At 68.0% G+C, this 24,040-nt stretch carries 19 protein-coding genes and 1 pseudogene; 4 read left to right on the top strand and 16 right to left on the bottom strand.

Features of this window, described 5'->3' with window-relative positions:
• Positions 1-13: 13 nt before the first annotated feature.
• The 7 genes and pseudogenes from HRU76_04980 to HRU76_04950 form a co-directional block, all read right to left on the bottom strand.
• Positions 14-1,543: a hypothetical protein gene (locus HRU76_04980; protein QOJ16973.1), complete on the bottom strand. Its 1,530-nt coding sequence runs from the start codon at positions 1,541-1,543 to the stop codon at positions 14-16.
• Between the two features lie 131 nt (positions 1,544-1,674).
• Positions 1,675-2,994: a Gfo/Idh/MocA family oxidoreductase gene (locus HRU76_04975; GenBank protein QOJ16972.1), complete on the bottom strand. Its 1,320-nt coding sequence runs from the start codon at positions 2,992-2,994 to the stop codon at positions 1,675-1,677.
• 219 nt (positions 2,995-3,213) lie between these two features.
• Positions 3,214-3,426: a type II toxin-antitoxin system HicB family antitoxin gene (locus tag HRU76_04970; GenBank protein QOJ19101.1), complete on the bottom strand. Its 213-nt coding sequence runs from the start codon at positions 3,424-3,426 to the stop codon at positions 3,214-3,216.
• Positions 3,427-3,439: 13 nt separating this feature from the next.
• Positions 3,440-3,796 (bottom strand): annotated as a pseudogene (locus HRU76_04965) (type II toxin-antitoxin system HicA family toxin).
• 25 nt (positions 3,797-3,821) lie between these two features.
• On the bottom strand, positions 3,822-4,829 hold the full coding sequence (locus HRU76_04960) for a hypothetical protein (GenBank protein ID QOJ16971.1): 1,008 nt from the start codon (positions 4,827-4,829) through the stop codon (positions 3,822-3,824).
• 102 nt (positions 4,830-4,931) lie between these two features.
• Positions 4,932-6,005 (bottom strand): hypothetical protein, encoded by a 1,074-nt coding sequence (locus HRU76_04955; GenBank protein QOJ16970.1) that lies wholly within the window; start codon positions 6,003-6,005, stop codon positions 4,932-4,934.
• A 118-nt stretch (positions 6,006-6,123) separates the two neighbouring features.
• Positions 6,124-7,554 carry an NAD(P)/FAD-dependent oxidoreductase gene (locus tag HRU76_04950; protein QOJ16969.1) on the bottom strand — a complete coding sequence of 477 codons (1,431 nt, stop codon included), beginning with the start codon at positions 7,552-7,554 and terminating at the stop codon, positions 6,124-6,126.
• 259 nt (positions 7,555-7,813) lie between these two features.
• Here HRU76_04950 and HRU76_04945 point away from each other — a divergent pair, with 259 nt between their 5' ends.
• Positions 7,814-8,596, top strand: coding sequence for a hypothetical protein (locus HRU76_04945; protein QOJ16968.1), 783 nt, complete (start codon positions 7,814-7,816; stop codon positions 8,594-8,596).
• Between the two features lie 232 nt (positions 8,597-8,828).
• On the opposite strand, the gene HRU76_04940 is transcribed toward HRU76_04945, so the two are convergent.
• The gene (locus HRU76_04940; GenBank protein QOJ16967.1) at positions 8,829-10,334 is read right to left on the bottom strand and encodes a DEAD/DEAH box helicase; all 1,506 of its coding nucleotides are present in this window, start codon (positions 10,332-10,334) and stop codon (positions 8,829-8,831) included.
• A 130-nt stretch (positions 10,335-10,464) separates the two neighbouring features.
• Between HRU76_04940 and HRU76_04935 the strand changes: the two genes are divergently transcribed.
• Entirely contained in the window at positions 10,465-11,649 is a 1,185-nt protein-coding gene (locus tag HRU76_04935) for a xylose isomerase (GenBank protein QOJ19100.1), read from the top strand.
• A gap of 17 nt (positions 11,650-11,666) precedes the next feature.
• Here HRU76_04935 and HRU76_04930 read toward each other — a convergent pair whose 3' ends face one another.
• The 6 genes from HRU76_04930 to HRU76_04905 all read right to left on the bottom strand — a co-directional run bounded on the left by HRU76_04930 (position 11,667) and on the right by HRU76_04905 (position 17,551).
• Positions 11,667-12,497 (bottom strand): SDR family NAD(P)-dependent oxidoreductase, encoded by an 831-nt coding sequence (locus HRU76_04930; GenBank protein QOJ16966.1) that lies wholly within the window; start codon positions 12,495-12,497, stop codon positions 11,667-11,669.
• Between the two features lie 33 nt (positions 12,498-12,530).
• Positions 12,531-12,851 (bottom strand): hypothetical protein, encoded by a 321-nt coding sequence (locus HRU76_04925; GenBank protein ID QOJ16965.1) that lies wholly within the window; start codon positions 12,849-12,851, stop codon positions 12,531-12,533.
• 166 nt (positions 12,852-13,017) lie between these two features.
• On the bottom strand, positions 13,018-13,782 hold the full coding sequence (locus HRU76_04920; protein QOJ16964.1) for a DUF4097 family beta strand repeat protein: 765 nt from the start codon (positions 13,780-13,782) through the stop codon (positions 13,018-13,020).
• A 972-nt stretch (positions 13,783-14,754) separates the two neighbouring features.
• Positions 14,755-15,822, bottom strand: coding sequence for a hypothetical protein (locus tag HRU76_04915; GenBank protein QOJ16963.1), 1,068 nt, complete (start codon positions 15,820-15,822; stop codon positions 14,755-14,757).
• A gap of 8 nt (positions 15,823-15,830) precedes the next feature.
• Positions 15,831-16,220 (bottom strand): hypothetical protein, encoded by a 390-nt coding sequence (locus tag HRU76_04910; GenBank protein ID QOJ16962.1) that lies wholly within the window; start codon positions 16,218-16,220, stop codon positions 15,831-15,833.
• Positions 16,217-17,551, bottom strand: coding sequence for a hypothetical protein (locus HRU76_04905; GenBank protein ID QOJ16961.1), 1,335 nt, complete (start codon positions 17,549-17,551; stop codon positions 16,217-16,219). Before HRU76_04905 ends, HRU76_04910 begins: the two co-directional genes overlap by 4 nt.
• 393 nt (positions 17,552-17,944) lie before the next feature.
• Here HRU76_04905 and HRU76_04900 point away from each other — a divergent pair, with 393 nt between their 5' ends.
• Positions 17,945-18,586 carry a superoxide dismutase gene (locus HRU76_04900; protein QOJ19099.1) on the top strand — a complete coding sequence of 214 codons (642 nt, stop codon included), beginning with the start codon at positions 17,945-17,947 and terminating at the stop codon, positions 18,584-18,586.
• A gap of 46 nt (positions 18,587-18,632) precedes the next feature.
• Here the strand turns inward: HRU76_04900 and HRU76_04895 are convergent, their stop codons facing one another.
• The gene (locus tag HRU76_04895; GenBank protein ID QOJ16960.1) at positions 18,633-19,070 is read right to left on the bottom strand and encodes a hypothetical protein; all 438 of its coding nucleotides are present in this window, start codon (positions 19,068-19,070) and stop codon (positions 18,633-18,635) included.
• A 231-nt stretch (positions 19,071-19,301) separates the two neighbouring features.
• Between HRU76_04895 and HRU76_04890 the strand changes: the two genes are divergently transcribed.
• Positions 19,302-23,531, top strand: coding sequence for a PQQ-binding-like beta-propeller repeat protein (locus HRU76_04890; protein ID QOJ16959.1), 4,230 nt, complete (start codon positions 19,302-19,304; stop codon positions 23,529-23,531).
• 127 nt (positions 23,532-23,658) lie between these two features.
• Here the strand turns inward: HRU76_04890 and HRU76_04885 are convergent, their stop codons facing one another.
• A complete protein-coding gene (locus tag HRU76_04885; GenBank protein ID QOJ16958.1) occupies positions 23,659-23,928 on the bottom strand; it encodes a hypothetical protein in 270 nt (89 codons plus the stop codon).
• Between the last annotated feature and the right edge of the window lie 112 nt (positions 23,929-24,040).

The following is a 24,040-nucleotide window of genomic DNA, read 5'->3' as shown; positions in this document are numbered from 1 at the left end:
AGATGCACGCTCCTCAGTCCGTTCGCCATCCGTCCGCCTTCAGCCCTTCTGCCGAGCGGATTCTCGCCGCGGCCTTCCAGTCGCCGTTGCCCTGGGTGATCTTGAGGAGCAGGATGTTCTCGCCCTGCTTGAGCGTCGCCTCCGCCACATCCGAGTTGAGGGCCAGCCCGCGCATGGCGTTGTTGCGGTGGATCACCGCGCCATTGAGCCACGCCTTGATGCCGTCATCCGAGCCCATTTCGAGGCGCACGCGCTGCTCGCGGTCGGAGGTGATCACCGCCCGCAGGTAGGCGACGCGGTCGCCCCCGCCGAACACGCGGGCCAGGTCCACGATGGCGGGCGGGGCGAGCGTGGCGGGGTCGATGGCCTGCCACGACACGGGCGGCGCCGCGGCGTCACGCTCGGAGGACAGTTCAGGCGGGAACACCTCGTCGATCAGCGCCCCGCCGCCCACGCCTTCCTTCATGTATGGCCCCGCGGCGTGCCACCGGGTGATGAAGCCCTCGTTGCGCTCGAAGTGGGCGATGGCCTGGGCGGCGATGGCGCGCACGGCTGGTGCATGCTCGAAGCGCGTGTGAACGTCCTTGGCGGCCTTCATGGCGCCGTCGCGGTCGAGCGGCTCCAGCACGCGGGCCAGGGCGATGACCGCAGCGGCGGCGTCGGGGCCGACCTGGGGGTCGTCCAGCGACTTCTGAGACAGCGCGATGAGGGCGGGCTCGCGGGACTGCTCGATGGCGGCGAGCACCGTGCGGCGATTGTCTGCTGACTCCGCCTGCTGCATGGCCTTGGTGAGCCACGGTGCGACCTCGACGGGGCTGCCGCCCGAGTGCGTGGCGACGATGGCCAGGCAGGCGGCGACGCGGGCGTCCTCGCCGGCATCGGGCGAGTTGGCGATCGCTTCCAGTCCGGGGCGGCGACCAACCGCTCCGCGCTCGCCCAGCAGGCGCACCGCGAGCACGCGCGACGGCCCGCGACCTGTCGCCGCGGCGTGCGCCAGGGCCGCGTCCACCGCGTCGCCCGGCGTGCGGCGCAGTCGCTCCAGCGCGGATGCGGCGAGCGGATCCGAGGAGTCACCCGACGCGACGTTGAGCAGCGACGCCACCCGGCCGCGCATGGCGATGGCGCGCGAGGCGGGCGTGTCGATCTCATCCAGCGCGATGATGGCGACGTCCGCATAGTCGGGGTGGTCGATGAATGGCATGAGCGCAACGACGCTCTCGCCGCCGCCCACGAGCGCCAACTGGCGGATGGCGAAACGGCGGGCCTCGCGCGTCGCCTCGGCGAGTTCGATGAACGCCAGCAGTCGCTTCTCCAGTGCGGCGCGGGCATGCTCATCTGACGCGGCGGCCCACGCGGCCCGCTCGATCATGCGCAGCGCGAGGCGCGGCTGGCCCTGCTCGTAGGACGCCGCCTGCTCGAAGGCGGCTTCAAGCGTGGGTGGCGGCGCAGCGCCGGTCTGGGCAGTCGACTGAGCCGCAAGCGACAGCAGGCACAACAGGGCGGCGGCACAGGTGATGAAGTTGGGGTGTGTTTGCTTCGACATGGGATTGCTCGTTGTGGCTCAACCGCAGCCGTCGTTCGCTTGCTCCGGGATCGCAGGCGGGACGCCTGCGCCACCGGATTTCAGATTCTCCTCCAACCGTGTTCATCTGTGTTCATCTGTGGATTCTCCGTTCACAACACCCATGGTTCGCGCAGGGCCCGGCCGCGCATCTTCGTCGCCACGGGGTCATCCACGAACTGCTCCGTGTCGGGGTTCCACCTCACCTTGCGGCCCAGGATCATGGCGATGTTGCCCAGGTGCGCCACCGTGATCGTGCGGTGCGCGTGCTCGATGGGCGCGATCGTCTGCCGGCGGCTCCTCACGCAGTCGAGGAAGTCGCGGTGATGGCCGTTGTTGCGCGGCAGGTTGATCTCGTGGGGGCGGATCGTCTCCTCCAGCAGCCACTTCGGCTCGGCGTCGATGCGCGAGCGGCTGACGAACACCCAGCCATGCTCGCCCTCCCACTTCACGCCGTTTTCGACCTTGTTCGTGACGATGATCTCAACGCCGGTGCGGTACCTGGCGGTGAAGCGGTAGTTAGTCGCCACGTCGTACAGTCCGTCGGCGGGGAACTCGCCCACGCCTTCGACCTCGATCGGGCCGGTTTCCTCCAGCCCCAGCCCCCAGTGGGCGATGTCGATGTGGTGCGCGCCCCAGTCGGTCACCTGCCCGCCCGAGTAGTCGAAGATCCAGCGGAAGTTCCAGTGCGTGCGGTTCTCGCAGTACGGCGCCCACGGCGCGGGGCCGAGCCACAGGTCGTAGTCGAAGCCCTCCGGCACGGGGATGGTCGGATGGTTGCCGGTCACCGGCGCGGTGGGCAGGCCGCAGGTGACGGTGTGAATTGTTCCGAGGCGTCCGTTGCGCACCAGTTCGCAGGCGAAGCGGAAGCGCGCATCCGACCGCTGCTGGCTGCCGGTCTGGAAGACGCGCCCGTTGAGCCGGACCGCGTCGGCCATGGCGCGGCCTTCCTCGATGGTCAGCGACAGCGGCTTCTCGCCGTAGCAGTCCTTGCCGGACTTCGCGGCGGCGATCACCACCAGCGCGTGCCAGTGGTCTGGCGTGGCCTGGATGACGGCGTCGATGTCCTCGCGGGCCATCACATCGCGGAAGTCGTTGACGGCGTCGCAGCCGGCGAACGTGCCGTCCGCGCGCTGCTTCGCGTAGTGCTGCTCGACGGTGCGTTTCTTTTCATCGCGGTGCCTGCGGTCGGGGTCGCAGACGGCGAGCACCTGCGCGTCCGGCTGGCCGAGAAAAGAGTTGAGATTGGCCCCCCCCATGCTGCCGCACCCGACCAGGGCCATGGTGATGCGGTTGGAGGGTGCGGGCCGCGCCCCCTGACCCCGCGGAGACGAAGCCAGCAGCCCCGATGGAATGACGTACGGCGCGCCGAACGCGGCCGCCGCGGCGGATTGCACGAAGCGGCGACGGGTGATCGAACGGTTGACGGGCATGGCTGGCTCCTGCGCGGCCGAGCGGAAGGATGCTCGACCGTGGGCAGAATACCAGCGATTCGCCGCGACTGCGAGATATGAATGCCGGCGCAGCGCGTTATGCAGCGGATCGCCGCATTCATCGACGGCAACGAGACCAACGTGCTCGCAGCGGACGAAGACCATCACCATGGTCCGGCGCGCACGATAAACGGACCTCGGAGCAAGGCATGTGCGAAGTCATGCAGCCCGAATCAGAAGCGTTTGCGCTGAGGGTGGCGGAACCGGTTCGTTGTGGCGGCGCAGGGAGTCGATATGGATCGCGATGGCTTCCGCGATCAGGCGCTCAACTTCCTCGACGCTGTCACCGCAACTCACGCACCCGGGAAGATCAGGGACGTACGCCCCGAATGAACCATCCGGAGCCGCCTCGATGACAACGACATATTCCATCATGCTAAAGCCCTCACTTCTTGAGACCTGCCTGGCGCAGTATCGAGTTCATTGTCCCTGCGGGGACATCACGATTCAGTTTACCGCCACCGGGAACGGTGACGGTGCCCGGACGAGAGGGGTGCCGATACTGTAGGTGGCTTCCGACGGTTCGATCGAGAACCCACCCCGACGCTCAGGGCAATCGCTTTTTCGGTTTTCGATGCCGTCGTCTCCTTTGAAACCCCCCTGGCGACGTTGGAAAGTTGTCTCGGGTAAATCGAGAATCGGAAAAAGCGATTGCCCTGCCCGACGCTTCGAGTTGTCGAATCAGATCCCGGTACTTCACCCACGGACTCCAAACTCGACGGACTGCGATTTCCTGACGCATCGCCGCTGGCATCATTCCTCAGCCCTCAATACACCTCCAGCATAAAGCGGTGCGTGGTGCGGATCTGCCGCTTCATCTGCTCGGTGGTCCAGGTGCGGGGGTCGACGGCCTTGAGTTCATCGGAGAGGATGAGGAATCCGTCCGCCGCGCCTTCCGCCGCGATTTCCTTGTATACGCCGAACTGCATGCCCAGGATGCCGCACACGTACACCAGCGTGCGCGGACTGCGGAAGAGGGGTCGGAAGACCGATCCGTGACGTGCGACGTACTGATCCACGTACTCGCCGCGCGGCGCGCCCTCGCCCGGCTCGCGGCTGATGGCGGTGTGGTAGTGGAAGTTGGGGTGCTTCGCGGCCAGGGTGCGGAAGTATTCGTCGTAGAGCAGGTCGGTGCGGTAGGGTGTGCCCATGACCAGGTGAATCCGGCTCGACGTGGGACCAGCGGGGCCTTCGAGCAGTTCCTTCACCATGCCGCGGAACGGCGCGATGCCCGTGCCCGTGGCGAGAAAGATGTAGTCATGCATGGACGGGTCCACCGGCAGCAGGAATCGCTTGCCCTGCGGGCCGGTGAGTTTCACTTCGTCGCCCGGTTTCAGGTCGCACAGAAAGTTCGACGCCACGCCCAGAAAGAGTCGGTGATCGGCGGGATCATCGTCCGGCTTCTGGGGCTCGCGCTCGGCGATGGTGCGTTTGACGGTCGTCGCCACGATCCGGCCTTCGCCGTCCTCTCCGAAGGTGGGCGAGGCGATCGAATAGAGCCGCAGCGCGTGGGGCTTGCCCCGGTCATCCAATCCCGGCGGCACGACGCCGAACGACTGCCCCACGCGGAATCCGCCCGCCAGAGGCGTGCCCGACACGTCGATGGCGATGTGCCTCACGATGCCGGCCGCCTTCCTGCCCCCCAGCGTGCAGAGCCGCGTCTCGACGATGCGTCCCGTGACGGGCTCCTTCGGGCGCACCAGGTGCATGCGCGCCTCGGGCAGCACGGGTTCGCCGGGCACGATCGGAACGGCCGCGTGGGTCTCAGCGCTCATCGGGGCACACTGTAGGCGGAGGTTGCCAGGTGTGCAGCCGGGCGGACCGAGAGGATCGCCCGGGAACCCGTGACGTCTTCCGAGCGCCTCGGCGGGCGGCTGCTACGGCGTTGGCGGGGGCGCCGGCGCGGGCCACGGCTCATCTACCACCACGACGGCGGAGACGATCCAGTACCCCTGCTCCGCCGTTTCCACGTCCCAGCCGGGGATGCCGACCACCTCGATCTCGATGACATGCCTGCCTGGCGTGAGTTCGGGGAGCGGGACCCGATAGGGATGGACGATTGAACCGGGCAGCCAGCCGGAGCGGTCAATGTCGCTCGACCAGAGTTCGCGTCCATCCAGGGGTGCGCGGTGGCTGGTGGGGTTGGAGTCGTGCAGCGTGCCGCCGTCCTCGCGCCACGGACGGAAGCGGATGATCTCCCGCCCGTCGATGCGCAGCACGTGATCGGCGGTGAGGAACTCCTGCGGGCCGCCGTGGCCGCTGGTGAGAATGTGCAGCCGGGGCAGGGCGATGCCTGACGCGGGAATCTCGACCGTGACGGATCGTTTGGAGTCCCTGGCGGTCAACCGGTGTTCGCCCAGCAGCGGCAGGACGAGTTTGGGCCGTCGGTATCCCGCCTCGCCGGGACGGTACTCCAGCCGCAGGGTGGCCTTCCACGCCGGTGAGAACCAGGTGCTCACGTGCAGTCGCAGCGTCGTTTCGCCGGAAAGGATCGGCGCGTAGGATGTGACATCCTGCTCGAATCTCGCCGCCCCGCCGAATGGGGTAATGAAACGCATCAACTCGACGACCACCGGATTCTCCGCACCGGGCGGTCCGAGCACCACGCCGACGTGCCCCAGCCGGGTCCACGGGTCGGCGATGCGGGGCTGCTCATGTTCGGTGGTGATGACCGGCTCGATCTCAACGATGGCGACGAGGCGCACGGCGTCGCGTTGATTCGTCGGGGCCGCGGGCAGGGCGAGGCGACGCTCGATCACCTGCCCCTGCTGGCGGATGACCAGGCCGTCAAGTTCCGTCATGGGTGGCGCCTGCTCATTCCAGCCGAACGCCACGCCTTCCAGCACGGTGACTTGCTGCGGCTCCTGGCGGGGGAGCGCGGCCATCACCGGCGACGCGCAGAGCGTCGCCAGCGTCACCATCAATCCGGCGGTAAGCGTCATCGTCTTCACGGGTGTCACAGGATAACGACACCGCCGGGGGTGTGGGTAGTCCCAGCCAGGTGTGAAGGCCGGGGCGGGAGAGGCGTCTAACGGCACGCAGGGAACGCCGACAGGGGGTCGGCGGAGGTCAGCGACGCTCATGAACCCCCAACTGCACATCATCCCGTCGGAAGAGCAGATCGAGCGTCCAATCCAGTGCGACGCGGACCTTCCGCGCCAAACCCGGCATCCGCAGCAGGTAGTACGTGCGCCACAGCCACCACGCCCAGAAGCCCGATACCTGAACACCCAGCACCTGGGCCACGCCGGTGCGGCAGCCCAGCGCGGCCAGCGTGCCCTGCGTGTCGTACACGAAGGGCTCGGGGGGCTGGCCTCGCATCACCCCCACGATGTTGCGGGCGACGTGCGGCCCCTGGCGCATCGCGTGCTGGGCGGTGGCGGGGTAGGGCTGCCCCGTCGGGTCGGGAATGCGCGCGCAGTCTCCGATCGCCCAGATGTTCGTGTGCCCCTTCACCTGCCCGGTGGGCTCGCATTGCAGGTAGCCGCGCTCGTCCCTGGGCAGGTCGAGCGATCGCACCAGCGGCGAGGGTTCGATGCCGGCGCACCAGATCGTCGTGTGTGCTTCGAGCCGCTCGCCGGTGGTGAGAACGACGTGATCCGCGCCGACCTGCGCCACCGACGTGTTCAGCCGGATGTCGATGCCGCGCTTCCGCATGGCCCGTTCGGCGTAGGCGGAAAGCCGCTCGGTGAGGGGGCGCAGGATGCGCCGGTCGCGCTCGATGATGGTGACGCGGCAGTCGTCCTTCGAGATGTTGGGGTATCGTCGGGCGGCGCGCTGAAGGAACTCGTGGAACTCGCCCGCCACTTCCGCACCCGTGAAACTCGCGCCCACGACGACGAAGTGCAGAAGCGACCGGCGCTCGGCGGAGTCGACGCAGGCGTCCGCCCGTTCCAGCAGCCGGATGGCCCGGTCGCGCAGAGCCACGGCGTCGGAAAGCCCCTTGATATCGAAGGCGTGCTCGCGCAACCCGGGGATCGGCGGGCGCAGCGTCACGCTCCCCGCGGCGATGACAAGATGGTCGAAGGCGACTTCGCGCCCACTCGATTCCGCCTCGATCCGCTCCGGCTCTCCCTCCCTCTCCCCTTGGGAAAGCGTCGAGGTGAGGGTTCGTTGACCCGAATCCCCCTCCCGCAGCCGCACAATCCGGCGAAGCACGTCCACACCGACGACTTCCGCCATGCGGAACCCCGCGCGGCGCAGGAACGACCGCAGCGACACCACCGCGTGGCGCGGCTCGAGCGAGCCGGTGCCCGCCTCGATGAGCAGCGGGTAGAAGATGAAGAAGTTGTTGCGGTCGATGAGAAGGACTTCGATCGCATCGGGCCGCTTCGACAGGATGCTGGCTGCATCCTGCAGCCGCGGCCGCACCACCCGTCGACCCAGCAGTTTTTCGAGGTGCTGGGCGCAGTATGCCCCGCCGTAGCCGCCGCCAACGATGACGACCCTGGTCGGCCGGTGGACGGCGGACGGTGTGTCGGCATGGCTGGCGGAGTGCATGGCGGTGGGTGACTCAAGTCGCCCAGTGGCGGGATGGCAACCCGCCACGACTCGGAGGTCCGGCCACTGGTGCGAATTTTACCCATTTTGACAGGGGGGATGATCCCCGTACCGGCCTCGACGCCCCGAAAACGGTCACCGTGAATGGTGATTCGCCTGATGAAAACGAGAAAATGACACCATCGATCCTTGGTCAAGTGGTACCATGTCGGCCAGCGGGGCATCCGAACCCCTTTCGAGAGGAGAAACCATCATGCGCTTGTCAGTTCTCACAGCGGCTGTCGCCGGCGTGGCGATGATCGCCGGCACCGCTCAGGCGGGCATCCTGTACACCGTGCGCACCAGCGATGACATGCTGCGCGCCTTTGACACCAACACGCTCACGTTCACCAATGTCGGACTGCTCGGCACGGGCTTCGACTTCGGCGACCTGGCCTACAACCCCAACAACCAGACCATGTACATGATCCCGGGGCGTCCGACCCGCAATCTGTACACGGTGAACCTGAACACCGGCGCCGCCACGCTGGTCGGCGCGCACAACCAGATCGACCTGTTCGGTCTGGCGTGGCACCCGGGTCGGAACACGATGTACGCCTCGCAGTCCACCGGCGCGTTCGGGGTCCATTCCATCAACCTGAACACGGGCGCGACCACGTTCATTGGCAATCCCGGCATCGGGCTGGACGCCCTGACCTACGACTCGCGCCGCGGGAAGCTGATCGGCGCCTTCGCCGGCCCCGGCGACCTGTACGAGATCGACCCCGACACCGGCGCCGCCACCCTGGTGTACGACGGCAGCTTCTTCGACAACTGCGGCATGGCCTACGACGCCGACACGGACAAGATCTGGATGATCGACTGGAGCGGCGTGATCTACACCTTCGACCCCAACAACAACTACGCCCGCACCACGGTGCTCAGCGGGATCGGCTCGCACGACGGCTTCGCCGCCATCACCGAGATTCCCGGCCCCGCCGGGCTGGCGATCCTCGGCCTCGGGCTGGTCGCCCGCCGCAACCGGCGTCGCACCAACGCCTGATCAACGCGGTGCATTCCACCGGCTTCACAACGACCCGCGCTGCCCGGCGCGGGTCGTTTTCGTTCCGGGGGGTCGTGCGAAAGCATGATGACTCCGCTCATCGCGGAGCGTGGCAGTGCATGATGCGCACGACGCGGAGCGTCGCGCCACCCGAACGTCATATCTCCCGGACATGGGCCGACTCGCAATGAGTGATCGCTTCATCCGTGTCCATCCGCGGACCGATGAGTGGTCAGGCACCAGGCGGACGTTTCACCCCACCGCCGGGCTTTTCCTGGCGAGCGCCAGGGCGGCCCGGGTGGCGGCGACGACGGAGCCGCGCACCCTTCACCGTCAGGTCGGCGCCGGAGGCGGCGTGATGCTTGCGACCCTTCCTTGGGCGCGCAGGCGGTGCGGCTGATGACCCGGCGGATGGGCGGCCATCGCGGGCGCCGTCCACCAGTTCCGCGATCGGCTTGCCGGGCCGGGATGGCGCGGGGCGTTTCATTCCCTTGCCGCGCGGCGATGCCGCCGGCGCGAAGCCGGGCACGCTCTCCGCATCCACCGAAAGTTCCAGCGCATTGACGATGCTTCGCCACGCGGTTCGCTCATCCTGCGAGACGAAGGCCCATGCCTCGCCCCGGGCGTGTTCGGGTGAAACGAGTTGCCCGCCGTGCCCCGCGCGGCCCACGCGGTGGATGAACTCCTCCGGGTCGTTCGGCAGGTCGTAGTTGATGACGGTGCGCACCGACTCCACGTGCAATCCTCGTGCGGCGACATCCGTGGCCACCAGCACGCGCACCCTGCCGCTGGCGAAATCAGCCAGAGCGCGCTGACGCTGATGCTGCGAGCGGTCGCCATGCAGCGCGGCGACGGTGACGCCGTTGCGGTGCAGGGCGGCACTGACCCAGCCCACGCGGCGGCGGGTGCGCGCAAAGACCAGCACGCCCGTGACGGCGCGATCCCGCAGCAGGTGCAGCAGCATTGGCGTCTTGTCATCATCCTCGATGAAGATCAGCCGCTGCGTCACGTGTGAGGCGGGGCGGGGCTGCTCCGTCACCTGCACGCGCACGGGGTGATGCATGAAGCGCTCCGCCAGCGTCGCCACCGGGCCGGGCATGGTGGCGGAGAAGAGCAGCATCTGCCGCGGCGAGGGCACGCGCTCCAGGATCGCCTCCACCTGCGGCAGGAAACCCATGTCGAGCATCCGGTCCGCCTCATCCAGCACCACGCGGCTGACGGCGGCGAGCGTGAGGCGCCCTTGCTCCAGCAGGTCGCGCGCCCGGCCGGGCGTGGCGATGAGCACGTGCGCCCCGGCGGCGATGGCTTCCGCCTGCGGGTTGATGCTCACGCCGCCGAAGGCGCAGGCGATGCGGAGAATGCTGCCGCGCGTGATGTTCGACGCCTCGCGGGCGACCTGCTCGGCCAGTTCGCGCGTGGGGCAGAGGACCAGGGCCTGCACGCCAGAATGGGTGCGGCGTCGAGGTTGCCCGCCCCGCTGACGCTTGCCCTTCCTGCGCGGGGGTTTGCCGGAGCCCCCTGGTTCGCCCCGTCCCCGGGCCGCCGCCAGCAGGTGGTGCGCCACGGGGGCCAGGTACGCCGCCGTCTTGCCCGTGCCGGTGGGCGCCAGCGCGATGAGATCGCGCCCGTCCAGCGCGGCGGGGATGGCCTGCGCCTGGATCGGCGTCGGCTCGCGGTAGCCCAGTCGCGTCAGCCCGCGGATCAGGATGGGGTCGAGCGGCAGATTGTCAAAGGGCATGGTGGGGGCGAGCAGAAGAGAAGGAGAACAGGGATCAGGAGAATAGGTGTCGTGGGCGACTTGGTTCCTCGTTCCGGTGCTGTGCGCTGAGAAGACGAGGCGGTATCCTGCCCGCATGAAGCGACAGGACATGGAAGCCGCTCTCACGCCCACCCCGCGCCATCGATTCACCTTCGGGCTGTGGACCGTGGGCAACCCCGGGCGCGACCCCTTCGGCGAGCCGACGCGCCCCCGGCTCACCCCGGCGGAAATCGTCGATCTGCTGGGCGAGGCGGGCGGCGACTCCCGCGGCGTGTGCGGCGTCAACTTCCACGACAACGACCTCGTGCCCATCGACGCCACCGAGCAGGAGTCACGACAGATTCAGCGCGACTTCCGCGAAGCGCTGCGGCGCAACCGCCTCAAGGTCTGCATGGCGACGACCAACCTGTTCAGCGACCCCGTATTCAAGGACGGGGCGTTCACCAGCAACGACGCCGAGGTTCGCGCCTACGCCCTGCGGAAGACCATGCGGGCCATGGAGCTGGGCGCGTCGTACGGCGCGAAGGTGTACGTCTTCTGGGGCGGGCGAGAGGGGACTGAGACCGACGGCGCCAAGGATCCCGTCCTCAGCGAGCAGCGCTTCCGCGAAGCGATCAACTTTCTCTGCCGCTACTCCATCGATCAGGGCTGGAAGTACCGCTTCGCCCTGGAGGCCAAGCCCAACGAGCCGCGCGGGCACATGTTCTTCCCCACCACCGGCCACTACCTCGCGTTCATCGCCACGCTCGATCACCCTGACATGGTCGGCGTGAACCCCGAGGTGGCCCACGAGCACATGGCGGGGCTGAACTTCACGCACGGCGTGGCCCAGGCCCTGGGCGCGGGCAAGCTGTTCCACATCGATCTCAACGACCAGGAGTTCGGACGCTACGACCAGGATTTCCGCTTCGGCAGCGCCAACCTCAAACAGGCGTTCTTCCTCGTGAAACTGCTGGAAGACGCGCGCTGGCGGGGCTTCCGCCACTTCGACAGCCACGCCTACCGCACTGCGGATCGGCGCGACGTCATCGAGTTCGCGCGCGGGTCCATGCGCACGTACCTGATCCTGCGCGAGAAGGCGAAGCGATGGAACGCCGACCGCGAGGTGCAGGCCATCCGGCGCACGATCCGGCGCGGCAGCCCGCGGATCGAGTCGATCATGCGGTCGTACTCGCCGGCCAACGCCTCGAAACTGCTGGCGATGAACTTCGACCGGGCGTTGCTCGCGGCGCGCCCCCTGCCCTACGAGCGGCTGGATCAGTTGACGATGGAGATTCTCATGGGCGTGCGGTGACGGGTGGTGAAGCGGGCTTACGCGGCACGGTCGCCGGGCGGCGGCGTCAGCGCGCTCGCATCCACGTAGGGCTTCTTGGTCCGGCGCAGGTAGCGCGACGCCAGCCGGTCGTACAGCCAGCCAGGCATGGGCCGGATCACGTAGCGGATGATCCACGTGAGCGGAAACGGGAAGTGAACGACGCGGCGGCGTTGCTCGATGCCGCGCAGAATCCGCCGTGCGCCGTCCGCCGTGTCGAGCAGCTGGATCATCTCCTTCGGGTCGTTGCGGTCGGTGATCTCGCTGCGGATGAAGCCGGGGCAGACGGTGACCACGTCGACGCCCGAGCCGCGCAGGTCCACGCGCAGCGATTCAAGCAACGTGGTGAGCGCCGCCTTGCTGGCGGAATACGACCCGGCGCCGGGGAAGCCGCGCCACCCCGCCGGGCTGGAGATGCCCGCGATGACGCCCGAGCCCCGCGCCAGCATGTCGGGCAGAACCTGCTCGATCCAGCGGCAGGCGCCCAGCACGTTGGTGTCAAAGGTCCAGCGGTAGTTCTCGGCGGAGAACGCCGTACCGTGAACGCTGTCGCCCACGCCCGCGTTGAGGATGACCACGTCCACCCCGCCCCACGCGTCGCGGATCGCCTGGGCGTGAGCGCGCACCGCGGCGTCGTCGGTCACGCTGCCGTGCAGGGCGATCACGTCCGACGCCCCGGCCTGTCGCGCGGCGGAGGCGGCCTCGTCCAGTCGATCGCGGCGCCGTCCCGTGATGGCGACGCGGCAGCCGCGCCGGGCCAGTTGGATCGCCATCTCCCGCCCAAGGCCGGAAGTGGCCCCCGTGATGAGCACGCGATCGCCTCGCCGCATGGCGGATGGTATGGGCGGCGATGCGGGGGCCGGCTACACGTCCACCGGCTCGAAGTGCGGATAGGGGCTGGTCGTCTCGGCCAGGTCGCGGAGCGTCACGCAGGTGCAGCAGTCATCGAACCGCGTCCACAGCGCCCGCACCACGGGGTTCAGGTGGGCGGCGTCCACCGCCTCCTGACTCTTCCACTCGAAGACCTCGACCATCGTGCCGTCCCTGGCTTTCATCAGGTAGGCGGGGCGCTCGGTGATCAGCCCCTGCGAGCGGAGCGTGGGCATGTGGTCGCGCAGCAGGGCGCGAAGCTCCTGCTCCTTGCCGGGGTGAGGACGAAACGCACAGATGACGAAGTGACCCATGCGATGGCTCCCGCGTGGATGGCTGCCATGGGCGAGAGACGAGGATGCCGCGCCGCTGGGCGGACGGTCAGCCATCAGTCATCGGCCGTCAGCGGAAAGCAGTCGAAGCACGCCCGCGTGCGTACGTCAGAACCGACAACCCACCCAGCACCCGGCACTCCGCCGCTCACGGATCGACGATGAACACGCCCACCGCCGTCGGGTCGTGCACCACGGCGATGCGCACGTGGCCTTCCTCGGTGGTCAGCAAGATGGGATTGGTGCCGTCGTTGAGCGTGGCCCGCATGGCCCGTCCGGTGTGGCTGTGGATGACGAACCGGCCGTGCCGCGCCCGCTCGCGGACCTTGCCGTCGATGGTGCTGGCCTCGATGGCCCCGGTCGATTCGCCGCGCACGCGGAAGTCGATGGCGCCTTCCTTGTTGGTGATGGTCACCGGCTGGGTGATGGCCCAGTTGGTCATGTAGCGCACGTCGCCGCCGGTGGTGGAAATCTCCGTCGGCCCCTGGCAGTTCTTCGCGTACACGTCCCCCCGTGCGGTGCGCACGGTCAGCCCATCCACCGCGGGCATGCGGATGGTCACGTGGGCGTACAGTCCGTGAGATTCCGGATGGTCGGACGTGGCCCGGATGGTCAGCACCGGGCCGGACCCGGTGGATTCCAGCGACGCGGTGTAGCCGATGGCGTCGAGGGCGGCGGAGGCGTCGCTCTCGCGCACGAAGCCGAAGTCCGCCGCCCGTTTCACCCGCACGCTGGCCTGGGTGAGCCGGGGGTCGGCCTCGATGGTGACATCCCCGCCGAACGACTCCACCAGCACCGCCACCGGGCCGGGGATGTCAAAGAGCAGGGCGTCATCCTTCGACGAACGAGTGGTGCAGCCGCCCAGAACAATCAGGGCGGCGGCGAGCAGGGCGGGCAGTGTGGAGGGTCGCATGGCGGGAATCCTCGTGATCTGGAACCGTCGATCGGTCGGTCAGCCCGACGGCCGGGCGTCGGTCAATCGTCCGACGGCCTGACAGTCCACCCGCCGCGCGGCGACGGGCGAACGCGGACAAGGAACCGCCCGACCGGCGGTCCGTCGCGATTCTATCGGCACGAAACGGGGGGTGGCTGCGGGGAAAGAGGGCGAGGAATCAGGTCGTCTGACTGCTCCCTTGTCACTTTGGGCTACCCACAATCCCTCTACCCGATGACTTGACGTCACCATGCCCTGCCGTTCAGGCGGATCGTGCGAGCGTGATTATCGCCTAGCAGGACAGTGACGTGGTCGCCTGACGTCGCCTCCACATCAGATGACCGACGCAGCGTGACCGCGGCTTCCCATCGAGCCGGTCGTGACTCCGACGCGCGAACAACGAGCGTCCATTCGGCTACGGACGCGTTGATCCATTGCGGGGCCTGAACCCGCAGGGGCTCCGGAGACATCCCTTCACTTCGGAATGCCACCACGGAAAACGATGCTTCACGCCGCTGATTCAGCGCCACGACATCATGACTAAATAACGTGTCCGATTCGCGGAACAACTCCGCTTGGACGTGCAAACGTGCTTCCCCTCGGCTCGTGAGGAGAGTCACCGATGTTCCGAAACGGCCTACACGGTCAAGCGACACGTGCATGCGCACTTCGAGGTCCGCGTGTGGCGGCACTCGCGAGATGACAACTCCACGGATGTGCAACCGCAGCCGCTGATCACGTCCAGGATCTTCAACGTGGAGGCGGTCGCGTTTGACAGGCGAACTACTCCCTCGAAACTAACGGGTTGATCGAAGAAGGGGCGCCTGCCAAGGTCTGAGATCATGGGGCCACGGAACAATGGCGACTCGCGCACAGTCGCTGACCATTGACCAACCGCCACGGCGAGTCCGGCGAAAAGGCCGATGGCCCCACACCATAGCACGCTCCGATTCATCGCCCATCCCCCTTTCGAAGGAGCTTCGACAGTTCCTCCGTAATCAGTCCTCGGATTGGCTCGGCTGTGCCAAACGGCTGGCCGTCGATGAATACGGTTCGCGAACCAATCACATATCGGAGGCGCAACCGTTCATCGAACACTTGCACGCCGTCCTCCAACGGCGGCTGAAATGCGTCCTCCGATACCGGTGGCACATCTCGGGGGTCACCTGCGGACACCCTGCGAATCTCGACGAAGCCGGTCAGTTGCTTTGAGTGATCGCGTGCAATGCGCCAGGCGACGAGCGGATCAATCCCCTTGCTCGTCCACTCATCAACCTCGTACCGAATGCTGAATCGGATCGCCTGCGCATCCACCACCTTGCGGTCCTGTGATGGATGCAGCGCTTGGTACTCGGCCGCGCGAAGGCGATACGCAGGCGCCAACTCCGCCTCGAGCGTGAACACATCCGTGTTCAGATTCGATGCTGACATCGTCACAAGATCAGAGTGACCAACACGCAAATGGGAAACGAGGTGCGCCCCGGCGATGAGATCGCTGAGCGGCTGTTGGCCGAGGAACGAAGCATCACGACGGCCGTTGAACAACGACAACGTGTCCAACGCGCCGCTCCATCGTGGCCGGGAATGGACGCGCAGCGTGCGGGAGACCGGATACCACTCCCACCAATATTCACCGTTCCATCCCTTCACGTAGCCAGCATCACCAGGCGACGCCATCCCGCTCTTACCGTCTTCAAGTGGCAGATCTTCGATGCGGAAGCACTCGTTCGATCCGACGTAGCGCACTCGCGTCACGAACATTGCACGTTCGTCAGCTCCGGGACGTGTTTGTACGAGCGATGCGCGGCCTTCATCAAGCCGCATCGCGTACTCGCGCACTTCGATGGAAGTGGCGAGGTTCGATGAGGTGGCCTCCTGTTCGGCGTGAAGGCGATGCAGGTCTCGAAGGATCGGCGGATCAAGTGATCGCTCAGCCTGTCGTGGAACACTCGCCAGCGCAACTGCGACGACCGCTGCCGTCACAGTCCGCCGCCGTGTCCAAAAGACTGCGCTACGCACGCGTCGAATCATGGCACCCTACAGTAGTTGCGACCGCACATCGTGGAGAGCTGACCCAGGTAGGTGCAGACGAGATTGCCCCCGTTATTCTGGCACTGCGCCAGCACTTCGTAGCCACAGCCGTCCGGTTCGCCGAAGACCGTACCGAACCACAGACAACCGTTCTGCGTGGAGCCGATGCATGCCATGTTGCGGCGTTCTTCGGCCTGTGAGCAGTAGTTGCAGTAGGCGCCCAGAGTCTCACAGATTGGCAGCACGGCACAAAACGTCTCCGTGCTGGTGCAGTTGCCATCGACGAGCGTACCCCCGCTGCCCGGCAGCTGCGCGAACACGGCCTGGCTCGCGAGAAACATGCCCACGGCGGCCAGCGATCCGAAGATTGGCGTGCGAATATTCATTGCGAGTCTCCCTTCAAAGTTCTGGATGGGTGCGCGGTGTGGTATGGCCCCATGAGGTCGGAACGACAGGAACCTGTCGCCGGGTCAAGTACCTCGCTTAGAAGATGCGCGAATCCCGGCGTATCGCGTGCGAGCATGGTAAAACGCTCCCACTGCGATAGGTTGAAATGTCCCAAAGCCAGCGCGGCCTCCGCATATCTCTTGCTCACGGGCGAATCCATGAAGTAGATCGAGCCCGCTTCACGCGCCGCTTCCATCCCCAGGCGGTTCGCCTCCTCAAGCTGCCGTGCGTACTTGGACTGATGCGAAGTCAGGAATGCATGGATGTGTGCAAGGGCCGCAGCGTCCACCAAGCCCTCGCTCCGGATTTGCTCCATCCATTTCGTCGCCACGGAATCCCAGCGTGGGGCATGGAGTCGTGGGGCCAGGGTACGGTGGTATCGTGCCGAGAGGCGCGATGCGCTATCTGCCAGTCCAGCGCCATCGATCGCGATCAGCATCTCAGACAGCGCCGCGTCATTGATCGCGTGCCGCTGGTTGGCCCGCTTTCTGCGGTCATCCAGCGCTCGCGCGCGTCGGTCGGCGTCCCGGAACCGAGCCCTGCTGCCGTCAAGCCGATCAGCCACCATCGCTTGAAGCACGCCGTCGATGGAGACACGGTAGCGATCAAGCACCGGCGTCAACAGTTCCCAGAGCCGGGGATCGGCAGTCGGCGCGGGGATGTCACCGCTCCTCACCGCCTCATTCACGACACGAATGAGATCGGGAGGTGTGAAGTCAGAGCGCAGATCGCTTGGCTGCAGCAGAATGGCACGCCGAAACTCTCGTTCGACGTGCTGCCGCGTCGTTTCGTCTCCGCCCAGTACGGCGCCGATGTCCGACGCCAGCGCCCGCAGCCGATCCACGGCCAGTCGCTCTGCGGCGACCGCTTCAAGAAACACACGCTCGTGAAACTGCTCTTCGTAGTCGCGGTGCTTCCACCACAACGCATCCGCCCACTCGCGATCGGCCTCGGTGATGTGCGTTTTCTTGGCAAGTTCCGCATGATACGCGGCCTGCGACTGCTCGATCTCACGCAGCCCGACTTCAAGTTGACGCTGGTAACTTGCCTGGCTCAGGTCGCGAACGTCGCGTTCGTACGCCAGGTACGATTCGAGAGCCGCTCGCCGCGCGTCATCGGCGAGTTCGAATGGCTCCATGACCTCCTCGAACTGCCGCTGCGTCAGGCGCAGATCAACAAGCCACAATTCCTGGGCGATGTTCTGGACCAAGCATGCACCCGAGACAACGGCTGCCGCAACGAACGTCGCAATGGTGTTTTCCGGCACCATGCCCTCATTGTACCGGGGGGGGGGGGGGGGCTGGACGCAAGGCCATAGAGCAAGAATATTGCAAAAGGCGGGCAGCAATCCGCGTGCCAGCGGAATCGAGTACCCGCCTTGGGTCTGATGGTGGCGTACGGGGGTGGGCGGGAGTCAGGATCAACCCCAACCATGTGCATAATCTGTTGACAGGAATCGCGTTCAGATCACGGCAACAGAAAGGACCACCCCATGACCCTGCACGAGACGACGACCCTTCATCGGCGTGACCTCCTCGGCGTGCTCGGGGCCGGCGCGGCGGCGGCGGCGGCGTTCCTGCCCGCCTGCGCCTCCACCGTGGGAACCGGCGAGGCAACGGGATCGGGGGCTGCGGGGGGCGGGGCGGGGGCGTTCTCCGGCGCCATGTCGGGCGCCGCATGGGGCGGGTGGGATGAGGCGACGGGCAAGTTCGTCCTGCCGCCGCTGCCGTACGCGTATGAGGCGCTGGAGCCGCACATCGACGCCCAGACCATGCGCCTGCACCACGACATTCACCACCTGGGCTACGTCAACGGGCTGAACAGCGCGCTGGAGCGCCTGGGCAAACTGCGGGCGGGCGATGCCACCGTGGGCAGCGTGACGGCCATCTCGCGGGACCTGGCCTTCCACGGCTCGGGCCACCTGCTGCACTGCATCTTCTGGACCAACATGGCCCCCCCGGGAAGCGGCGGGCAGCCCAGCGACGCCCTGGCGGCGGCCATCAAACAGTCCTTCGGCGACATGGACACGATGTGGAAGCACTTCGCCGCGGCGAGCAAGGGCGTCGAGGCCAGCGGCTGGGGGCTGCTGGTCTTCGAGCCGATGTCACGCCGGCTCATGGTGATGCAGTCGGAGAAGCACCAGAACCTGACGGCGTGGGGCGTCGTGCCGCTCCTGGTGCTGGACGTGTGGGAGCACGCCTACTACCTCAAGTACCAGAACAAGCGCGCGGACTACGTGGAGGCGTTCCGCCACATCATCAACTGGAAGGACGTGAGCGAGCGCTACGCGGCGGCGGCGGGGTGAGGGAGCGGGAAGCATCTTCTCCCTCGTCCGGCTCGGCGGACGGCGATCAATCCCGCAACGTCACCCATCGTTCGTGGGGCAGTCGCTCGCCCAGCGTGGCCAGCACCTCCGGTTCGTGTCCATGCGTGGCGTAGACGCCCCAGTAGGCGGTGAGCAGCATGAGCACGAGTACGCCGAACCACGCGGCGATCTCGCCCTGCGGCACGAAGCGAAGACGATACAGCAGCAGCACGCATACCAGCACCGTCAATCCCTTGTAACACGCCAGACTGAAGGCCGACTGCGTGTGCTGGATGATGGTGTAGGCGATGGGGTTCGCCTCCACCATGCCGATGGTGCGCAGGTGCGTGATGGTGGCGGCCAGGTCGGCGGCGCTGAGCAGCACGATCATGGCCAGCAGCATGGTGACCCGTCGTCCGCGGGCGCGAAGCGGCGCGTGTTCGGGCAGGTCGGGGGTGGGCAGGGCGGGCGTGGCGAAGGGCATGATCGGCACCTCCCGGCGGCGTCGCGGTACAAACCGTGACGACCGCGTGTTGTCGCCTTCGCCCCGTGGTCGGTCGTGCCGGCCGGCGGGGTCGCCCGCGGATGGGGCCGGAGTTGACCCGTCGCCCTTGCGTAGATCGGCCCGAATGTCACAGTTCTTGATGCGGCGCGGGCTAGGATGGTGACGGAGCGTCGCGGACCAGCCGGCGCGGCCGGATCAGAGGAGCCCCACATGCGCCTGACATCGCGCGGAACCATCGCCGCCCGTTCGCTGGGGCTGTGGGGCCTCCTGGCGGTGGGTGCGGCGTCGTGGGCTCCCGGCCTTGTCGCGCTGGGGCAGTTCGACGACAACCCCGTCTACGTGGACGATTCGCCCGCCGCGTGGGAGCTGTTCCGGCGCGCCCGTGATCACGAACAGGAAAATCCCGGCGAGGCGGCCCGCGTCTACCAGGAACTGCTCGACCTGCACGCGCACAAGCTCATTCCGTTGCGCGAGGCGGATCGGCATCACCTGGCCAGCGCGCGCATCCGGGTCAACGCCGCGCTGCTCGCCAACCCGCGCGTGCTGGAGCGTTATCGGGCGATCGAGACGTCCACCGCCCGACGCATGCTCGAACAGGGGCAGTATGAATCGCTGCTGCGGACGCGCTTCCTGACCGAACCGGCCCTGGAGGCGGCGCTCCGTCTCGCGCAGGACGCGGTGGAGCGGGCCCACTTCATGCGGGCGGTGCGCGCGCTGACCGAGCTGGCCGCTCACCCGGATCTGGCGGGTCGGCGCGCCGCCTATCGCTGGCTGCTGCTGGGACTGGCGGCCAACCATCTGGGTGACTCGACGCTCCGTCAGCAGGCGGTGGACGCCCTGGCCGGCGCCGCAGATGCCGACAGCCGCGCGTGCCTGGACGAGCTCAATCGCCTGCTCAGGCAGGGTCCGGGTCCGGAGGAAGCACGTGGCCTGACGGTGCTCGACGCCGCTCCGTCTCCCGACCTGGCGGCGCTCGGCGGCACGCCCATCTGGAGCGCGGAGCTGACCGAGTCGCTCTTCCGTCGGCGTTTCGCCACGCTCGATCTGTCGGGTCGGGGCATGGGCGCGACGGTGGAGGCCACGCGCCTCATGGGCGACCTGCTCACCGCCGCTCCCACCGTGGCCGGGCGCATGGTGTATGTGAACGAGGGTCACGTGATCCGCGCCTTCGACCGCTTCAGTCAGCGCGAGTTCTGGAGCCGCAAGGTGGGCGAGGGAGGCGTGATCTCTCCCCGCGGCAATCGATCGGTGGGCGACCTCAACATCGTCGCGGTGTCGGGCGACCGGCTGGTGACGATCACCGGTCACGCCGGTGCGCAGGGGCGCGTGGGCAGCGCGTTCATCGTCTGCCTGGACGCCGTCACCGGGCGCGAGCACTGGCGCACGGGCTTCGATCGGCTGGGATCGCGCGATGAACTGGCCGGACTGTATCCGCACGGAGCGCCGATCATCGCGGACGGGCAGGTCTTCGTCCTCGCCCGCAAGAGCCAGGGGCAGCTGCTGATGAGCACGTACCTGGTCGCGCTGGACCTGGTCAGCGGGTCGCCCCGCTGGTCGCAGTACATCGCCAGCAGCGGCGGGCTGCAGCAGAGCGAGTCGAGGCCGTACTCGACCCCCGTGTACGCGGGCGGCGAGGTGTTCGTGGCCTCCGCCTTCGGCGCGGTGGCGTGCCTGGAGGCGGGCACCGGCGAGGTGCGCTGGCTGCGCCGGCTCGAGTCGCCCTATCGGCTCTCGGCGGGCACGCTGCCGTGGGAGATGGGCGGTCCGGCCGTGACGGGGCGGGGCGTCTTCGTCCTCACGTCGGACCAGCGATGGGTCGTTCACCTTGATCGACTGACCGGGCTGGAGCTGGGGCGCTTCGCCGCCACCGACTGGGGTTCGCCGGCGTACCTGCTGGGCGCGGGCGAGTGGGTGTACGCGGTGGGGCGCAACCTCAACGGCATCGACGCACTGGCGCCGGGCGTGCCCCTGTGGACGCTCAATGTCTCCACGCCCGAGAGCATCGCCTACGACATCCGAGGCCGCGTGCAGGTGGCGGGGTCCATGCTCATCGTCCCCACCGATCGCGGCGTCCTGTACGTGCGCGGCGATTCGGGCGAGGTGCTCTCCACCATCGATCATCGCGGCGCGGGCAACCCGCTGGTGGTCGGCGCGGAACTGTTCGTCGCCGGCAGCGATCGGCTTGACGCCTACATGCCCCTCGCCGTGGCCGAGAACATGCTGCGCCGCCAGATCGAGGCCTCGCCCGATGACCCCGAGCCGGCCCTTTCGCTGCTGCGGCTGGCGCGGCGCGTCGAAGATCCGGCCGCCACCGTGGCGCTGGCCATCGAGGCCGCCGATCTGGCCGGGGCGGCAATCGGGCGCGACGTCGACGCCCGACGGCGTGACCGCGCCCAGAGCGACCTCTTCGAGACGCTGCTCGAGTTCGCCCGTGACCACCAGGAACTTCCCTACGCCACCGGCGCGCCGCTGCACAGCCGACTGGCGGCGGCGGCGGCCAACGACGCGCAGCGCGTGGAGCACCTGCTGGCCCGCGGCGACTGGCTGGCCATCCTCGCCCAGCGCGACCCCGTTCACCTGACCGAGGCCATCGAGTCCTTTCAGTCGGTGCTCACCGATCCGACCCTGGCCCAGGCGGAGCGAACCAGCGGCGGCGTGAGGCGCCGCGCCTCGAGCGACGCCGCCGAACGCCTGGGCGCGCTCATCGCGCGTCACGGCGCCGCCTACGCCGGGTTGGCGCGCGAGGCCGAGTCCGCCTTCGCCCGCATCAGGCAGAACGCCTCGCCGGGCGAGTTGATCGAGCTGGCACGTCGCTACCCCTTCGCCGAGGCGTCGCGCGAAGCGCTGCTGCTCGCCGCCAATCGCCTGCGCGAGGCGGGTCGCCCGCGCGAGGCCCTGGCGGCGCTGACCACGCTGTACGCCGCCTCACCCACGACGACGCAGGCCCGACCCGTGCTCGGCGCCATGGTGACGCTGTGCGAGCAGGCCGGCTGGCGCATCCTTGCCGCCCACTGGGTCGGCCTCGCCGAGCGTCGCCACGGGCTGAAGGAACTGCCCGGCCCGGACGGTGCGCCGCGGACTCACGCCGCCGCACTCGACGCCCTGCTGCCCGACGCTGCGGTCGATCGTCTCCCTTCGCTGCGGCGCATCGTCGCCGATCAGGCGCAGGAGCTTCCTGTGCTCCCCGGACGGCTGGTGCGGACCCGCTCGGGCGTGACCGCGCCTACCCGCTACGCCCTGATGCTGGGCGAAGGCGGCGTCGTCAGCCGTGTTCAGGGCACGCCCCTCTCGGCCAGCTGGAGCGCGGCGCTGGGCGACCCCGAGATGCAACTGATCGCGCACGATCGTCGCTCGATCCTCTTCGTGTTGCCCGGCACGGGAGGCGACCTGGTCCGCGTGGACGCGGAGACCGGCGAAACGCTCTGGAAGACCGCCGAACTGCGCGCCTCCACCGCCCGTCTCGGCCAGCGCCCGCGCACCGGCGTCGGTCGATTCATCGACCTGCCCAACGGCATGCGCTTCGACGCCCAGGAGCCGGTGCCCCTGCCCGGCGCCGGCGACGTCATCATCATCGGGCGCTCGGGCGGGGCGCGGCGTTTCGACCTCGCCAGGCCCGGCGTCCCCATCGCGTGGGAAGGCGATCACCCGCTCGAGCAGGTGCATCACGCCCTGCGCCACGATCTGGCCGTCGTGCTGGCCGGGTTCGACCGTGACCCTCGGACGGGCGGCATCGTGGGACGCATCGTGCTGCTCGACCCCGACGACGGCTCGGTGCTGCGAACGCTCTCCACGCAGGATGACGAACTGGTGCGATGGATGGTCCTCACCCCAGGCGGCGAACTGGTCTACGGCGCGGGCAACGGGCTGGCGGGCGTGGACCTCGCCTCGGGCGAGCGGCTCTGGACCAGCGACGCTCCCGAGAACCGTCTGCTCGGCCGCGCGTGGGTGATGGATGACCTGGTGCTCGCCGCCGACTCCGGCGCGCGACTGGTGTCGATCCGCGCCCGCGATGGGCGCATGAGCCGCGACTTCCAGCCCGACTCCGGTCCCGCCTGGACGGCCCGCGATCTCGTCAACCTGCACGTCGTCGGTGGACGCATCCTCGCCCACTACCAGGAGCGGCTCGTGTGGTTCCTGCCCGATGGGACCATCGACGGACAGGACGTGACGCCCGAAGAGCGGCAGTACACCGATGTGCTGCTGGCCGACGACCGGATGCTGGCCATCTCCCACGTCATCATCGGCCGCGCCGGCGAGTTCGAGGTCCGAAGCCCCGGCGTCACCCACGTGGATGTGCTCTACCTTTTCAGCCGCAGCAACGCCATCCTCGACAAGCGCTTCGTCGAGTCCACCCGCGAAGTGCTGCACGGCACGGCGCTCATCGACGGCTGGGCCCTGCTCTCATCGCGCAACCGCACCATCGCCGTGTCGGTGGAATAGGAACCTGTCGCGCCGGTGGAGAAGGCCAGTCGCGAAAGCACCCGTCCTCTGAACACTCCCTCTCCCTCCGGGAGAGGGTTGGGGTGAGGGTCCTTCCTTCACGGATTCATCTGTCGGTGGGCCAGGGTCAATGGCGGGCAGGCGCCAGTGGGGCAGGCGTCCCGCCTGCCATCCTCAAAGGAATCGCGGCCGAGGATGGCCGCGCCACCGAATCTCCACTCCGCTCCTCCAGCACCTGCCACGCCGGGCTGTAGTACACCACCCGCTGCTGGTTGAGCGTGTGGGTCGAGTCCTCGGGGTCGGCATCGACCCGCACCGGCACCCGGTGGTGCAGGGCGTTGTACTGGTGCTGGGCCACGGGGTAGATGCTCTCGCCCTCCTCGTGGTCGATGGCCACCAGCCGGTTCCAGGCGTCGTAGCGGTAATTGGTGAGCCCCCCCCCGCACCGCCCCCCGGCGTGTCATCCGCGAGGGCAGCATCGCGGTGATGTTGAGCGACGGCGACCATGC

The organism is Phycisphaeraceae bacterium, from assembly GCA_015709595.1.
Taxonomy (GTDB): domain Bacteria; phylum Planctomycetota; class Phycisphaerae; order Phycisphaerales; family SM1A02; genus CAADGA01.
This window is presented reverse-complemented; position numbering and strand designations above follow the sequence as displayed.

What these genes read in the sequence shown, in the direction of transcription:
- HRU76_04920 (QOJ16964.1), bottom strand. Translation starts at nt 13,782, where the DNA reads ATGCGACCCTCCACACTGCCCGCCCTGCTCGCCGCCGCCCTGATTGTT.
- HRU76_04900 (QOJ19099.1), top strand. Translation starts at nt 17,945, where the DNA reads ATGTCGGGCGCCGCATGGGGCGGGTGGGATGAGGCGACGGGCAAGTTC.
- HRU76_04925 (QOJ16965.1), bottom strand. Translation starts at nt 12,851, where the DNA reads ATGGGTCACTTCGTCATCTGTGCGTTTCGTCCTCACCCCGGCAAGGAG.
- HRU76_04950 (QOJ16969.1), bottom strand. Translation starts at nt 7,554, where the DNA reads ATGCACTCCGCCAGCCATGCCGACACACCGTCCGCCGTCCACCGGCCG.
- HRU76_04980 (QOJ16973.1), bottom strand. Translation starts at nt 1,543, where the DNA reads ATGTCGAAGCAAACACACCCCAACTTCATCACCTGTGCCGCCGCCCTG.
- HRU76_04975 (QOJ16972.1), bottom strand. Translation starts at nt 2,994, where the DNA reads ATGCCCGTCAACCGTTCGATCACCCGTCGCCGCTTCGTGCAATCCGCC.
- HRU76_04905 (QOJ16961.1), bottom strand. Translation starts at nt 17,551, where the DNA reads ATGGTGCCGGAAAACACCATTGCGACGTTCGTTGCGGCAGCCGTTGTC.
- HRU76_04940 (QOJ16967.1), bottom strand. Translation starts at nt 10,334, where the DNA reads ATGCCCTTTGACAATCTGCCGCTCGACCCCATCCTGATCCGCGGGCTG.
- HRU76_04935 (QOJ19100.1), top strand. Translation starts at nt 10,465, where the DNA reads ATGGAAGCCGCTCTCACGCCCACCCCGCGCCATCGATTCACCTTCGGG.
- HRU76_04890 (QOJ16959.1), top strand. Translation starts at nt 19,302, where the DNA reads ATGCGCCTGACATCGCGCGGAACCATCGCCGCCCGTTCGCTGGGGCTG.
- HRU76_04970 (QOJ19101.1), bottom strand. Translation starts at nt 3,426, where the DNA reads ATGGAATATGTCGTTGTCATCGAGGCGGCTCCGGATGGTTCATTCGGG.
- HRU76_04910 (QOJ16962.1), bottom strand. Translation starts at nt 16,220, where the DNA reads ATGAATATTCGCACGCCAATCTTCGGATCGCTGGCCGCCGTGGGCATG.
- HRU76_04895 (QOJ16960.1), bottom strand. Translation starts at nt 19,070, where the DNA reads ATGCCCTTCGCCACGCCCGCCCTGCCCACCCCCGACCTGCCCGAACAC.
- HRU76_04930 (QOJ16966.1), bottom strand. Translation starts at nt 12,497, where the DNA reads ATGCGGCGAGGCGATCGCGTGCTCATCACGGGGGCCACTTCCGGCCTT.
- HRU76_04960 (QOJ16971.1), bottom strand. Translation starts at nt 4,829, where the DNA reads ATGAGCGCTGAGACCCACGCGGCCGTTCCGATCGTGCCCGGCGAACCC.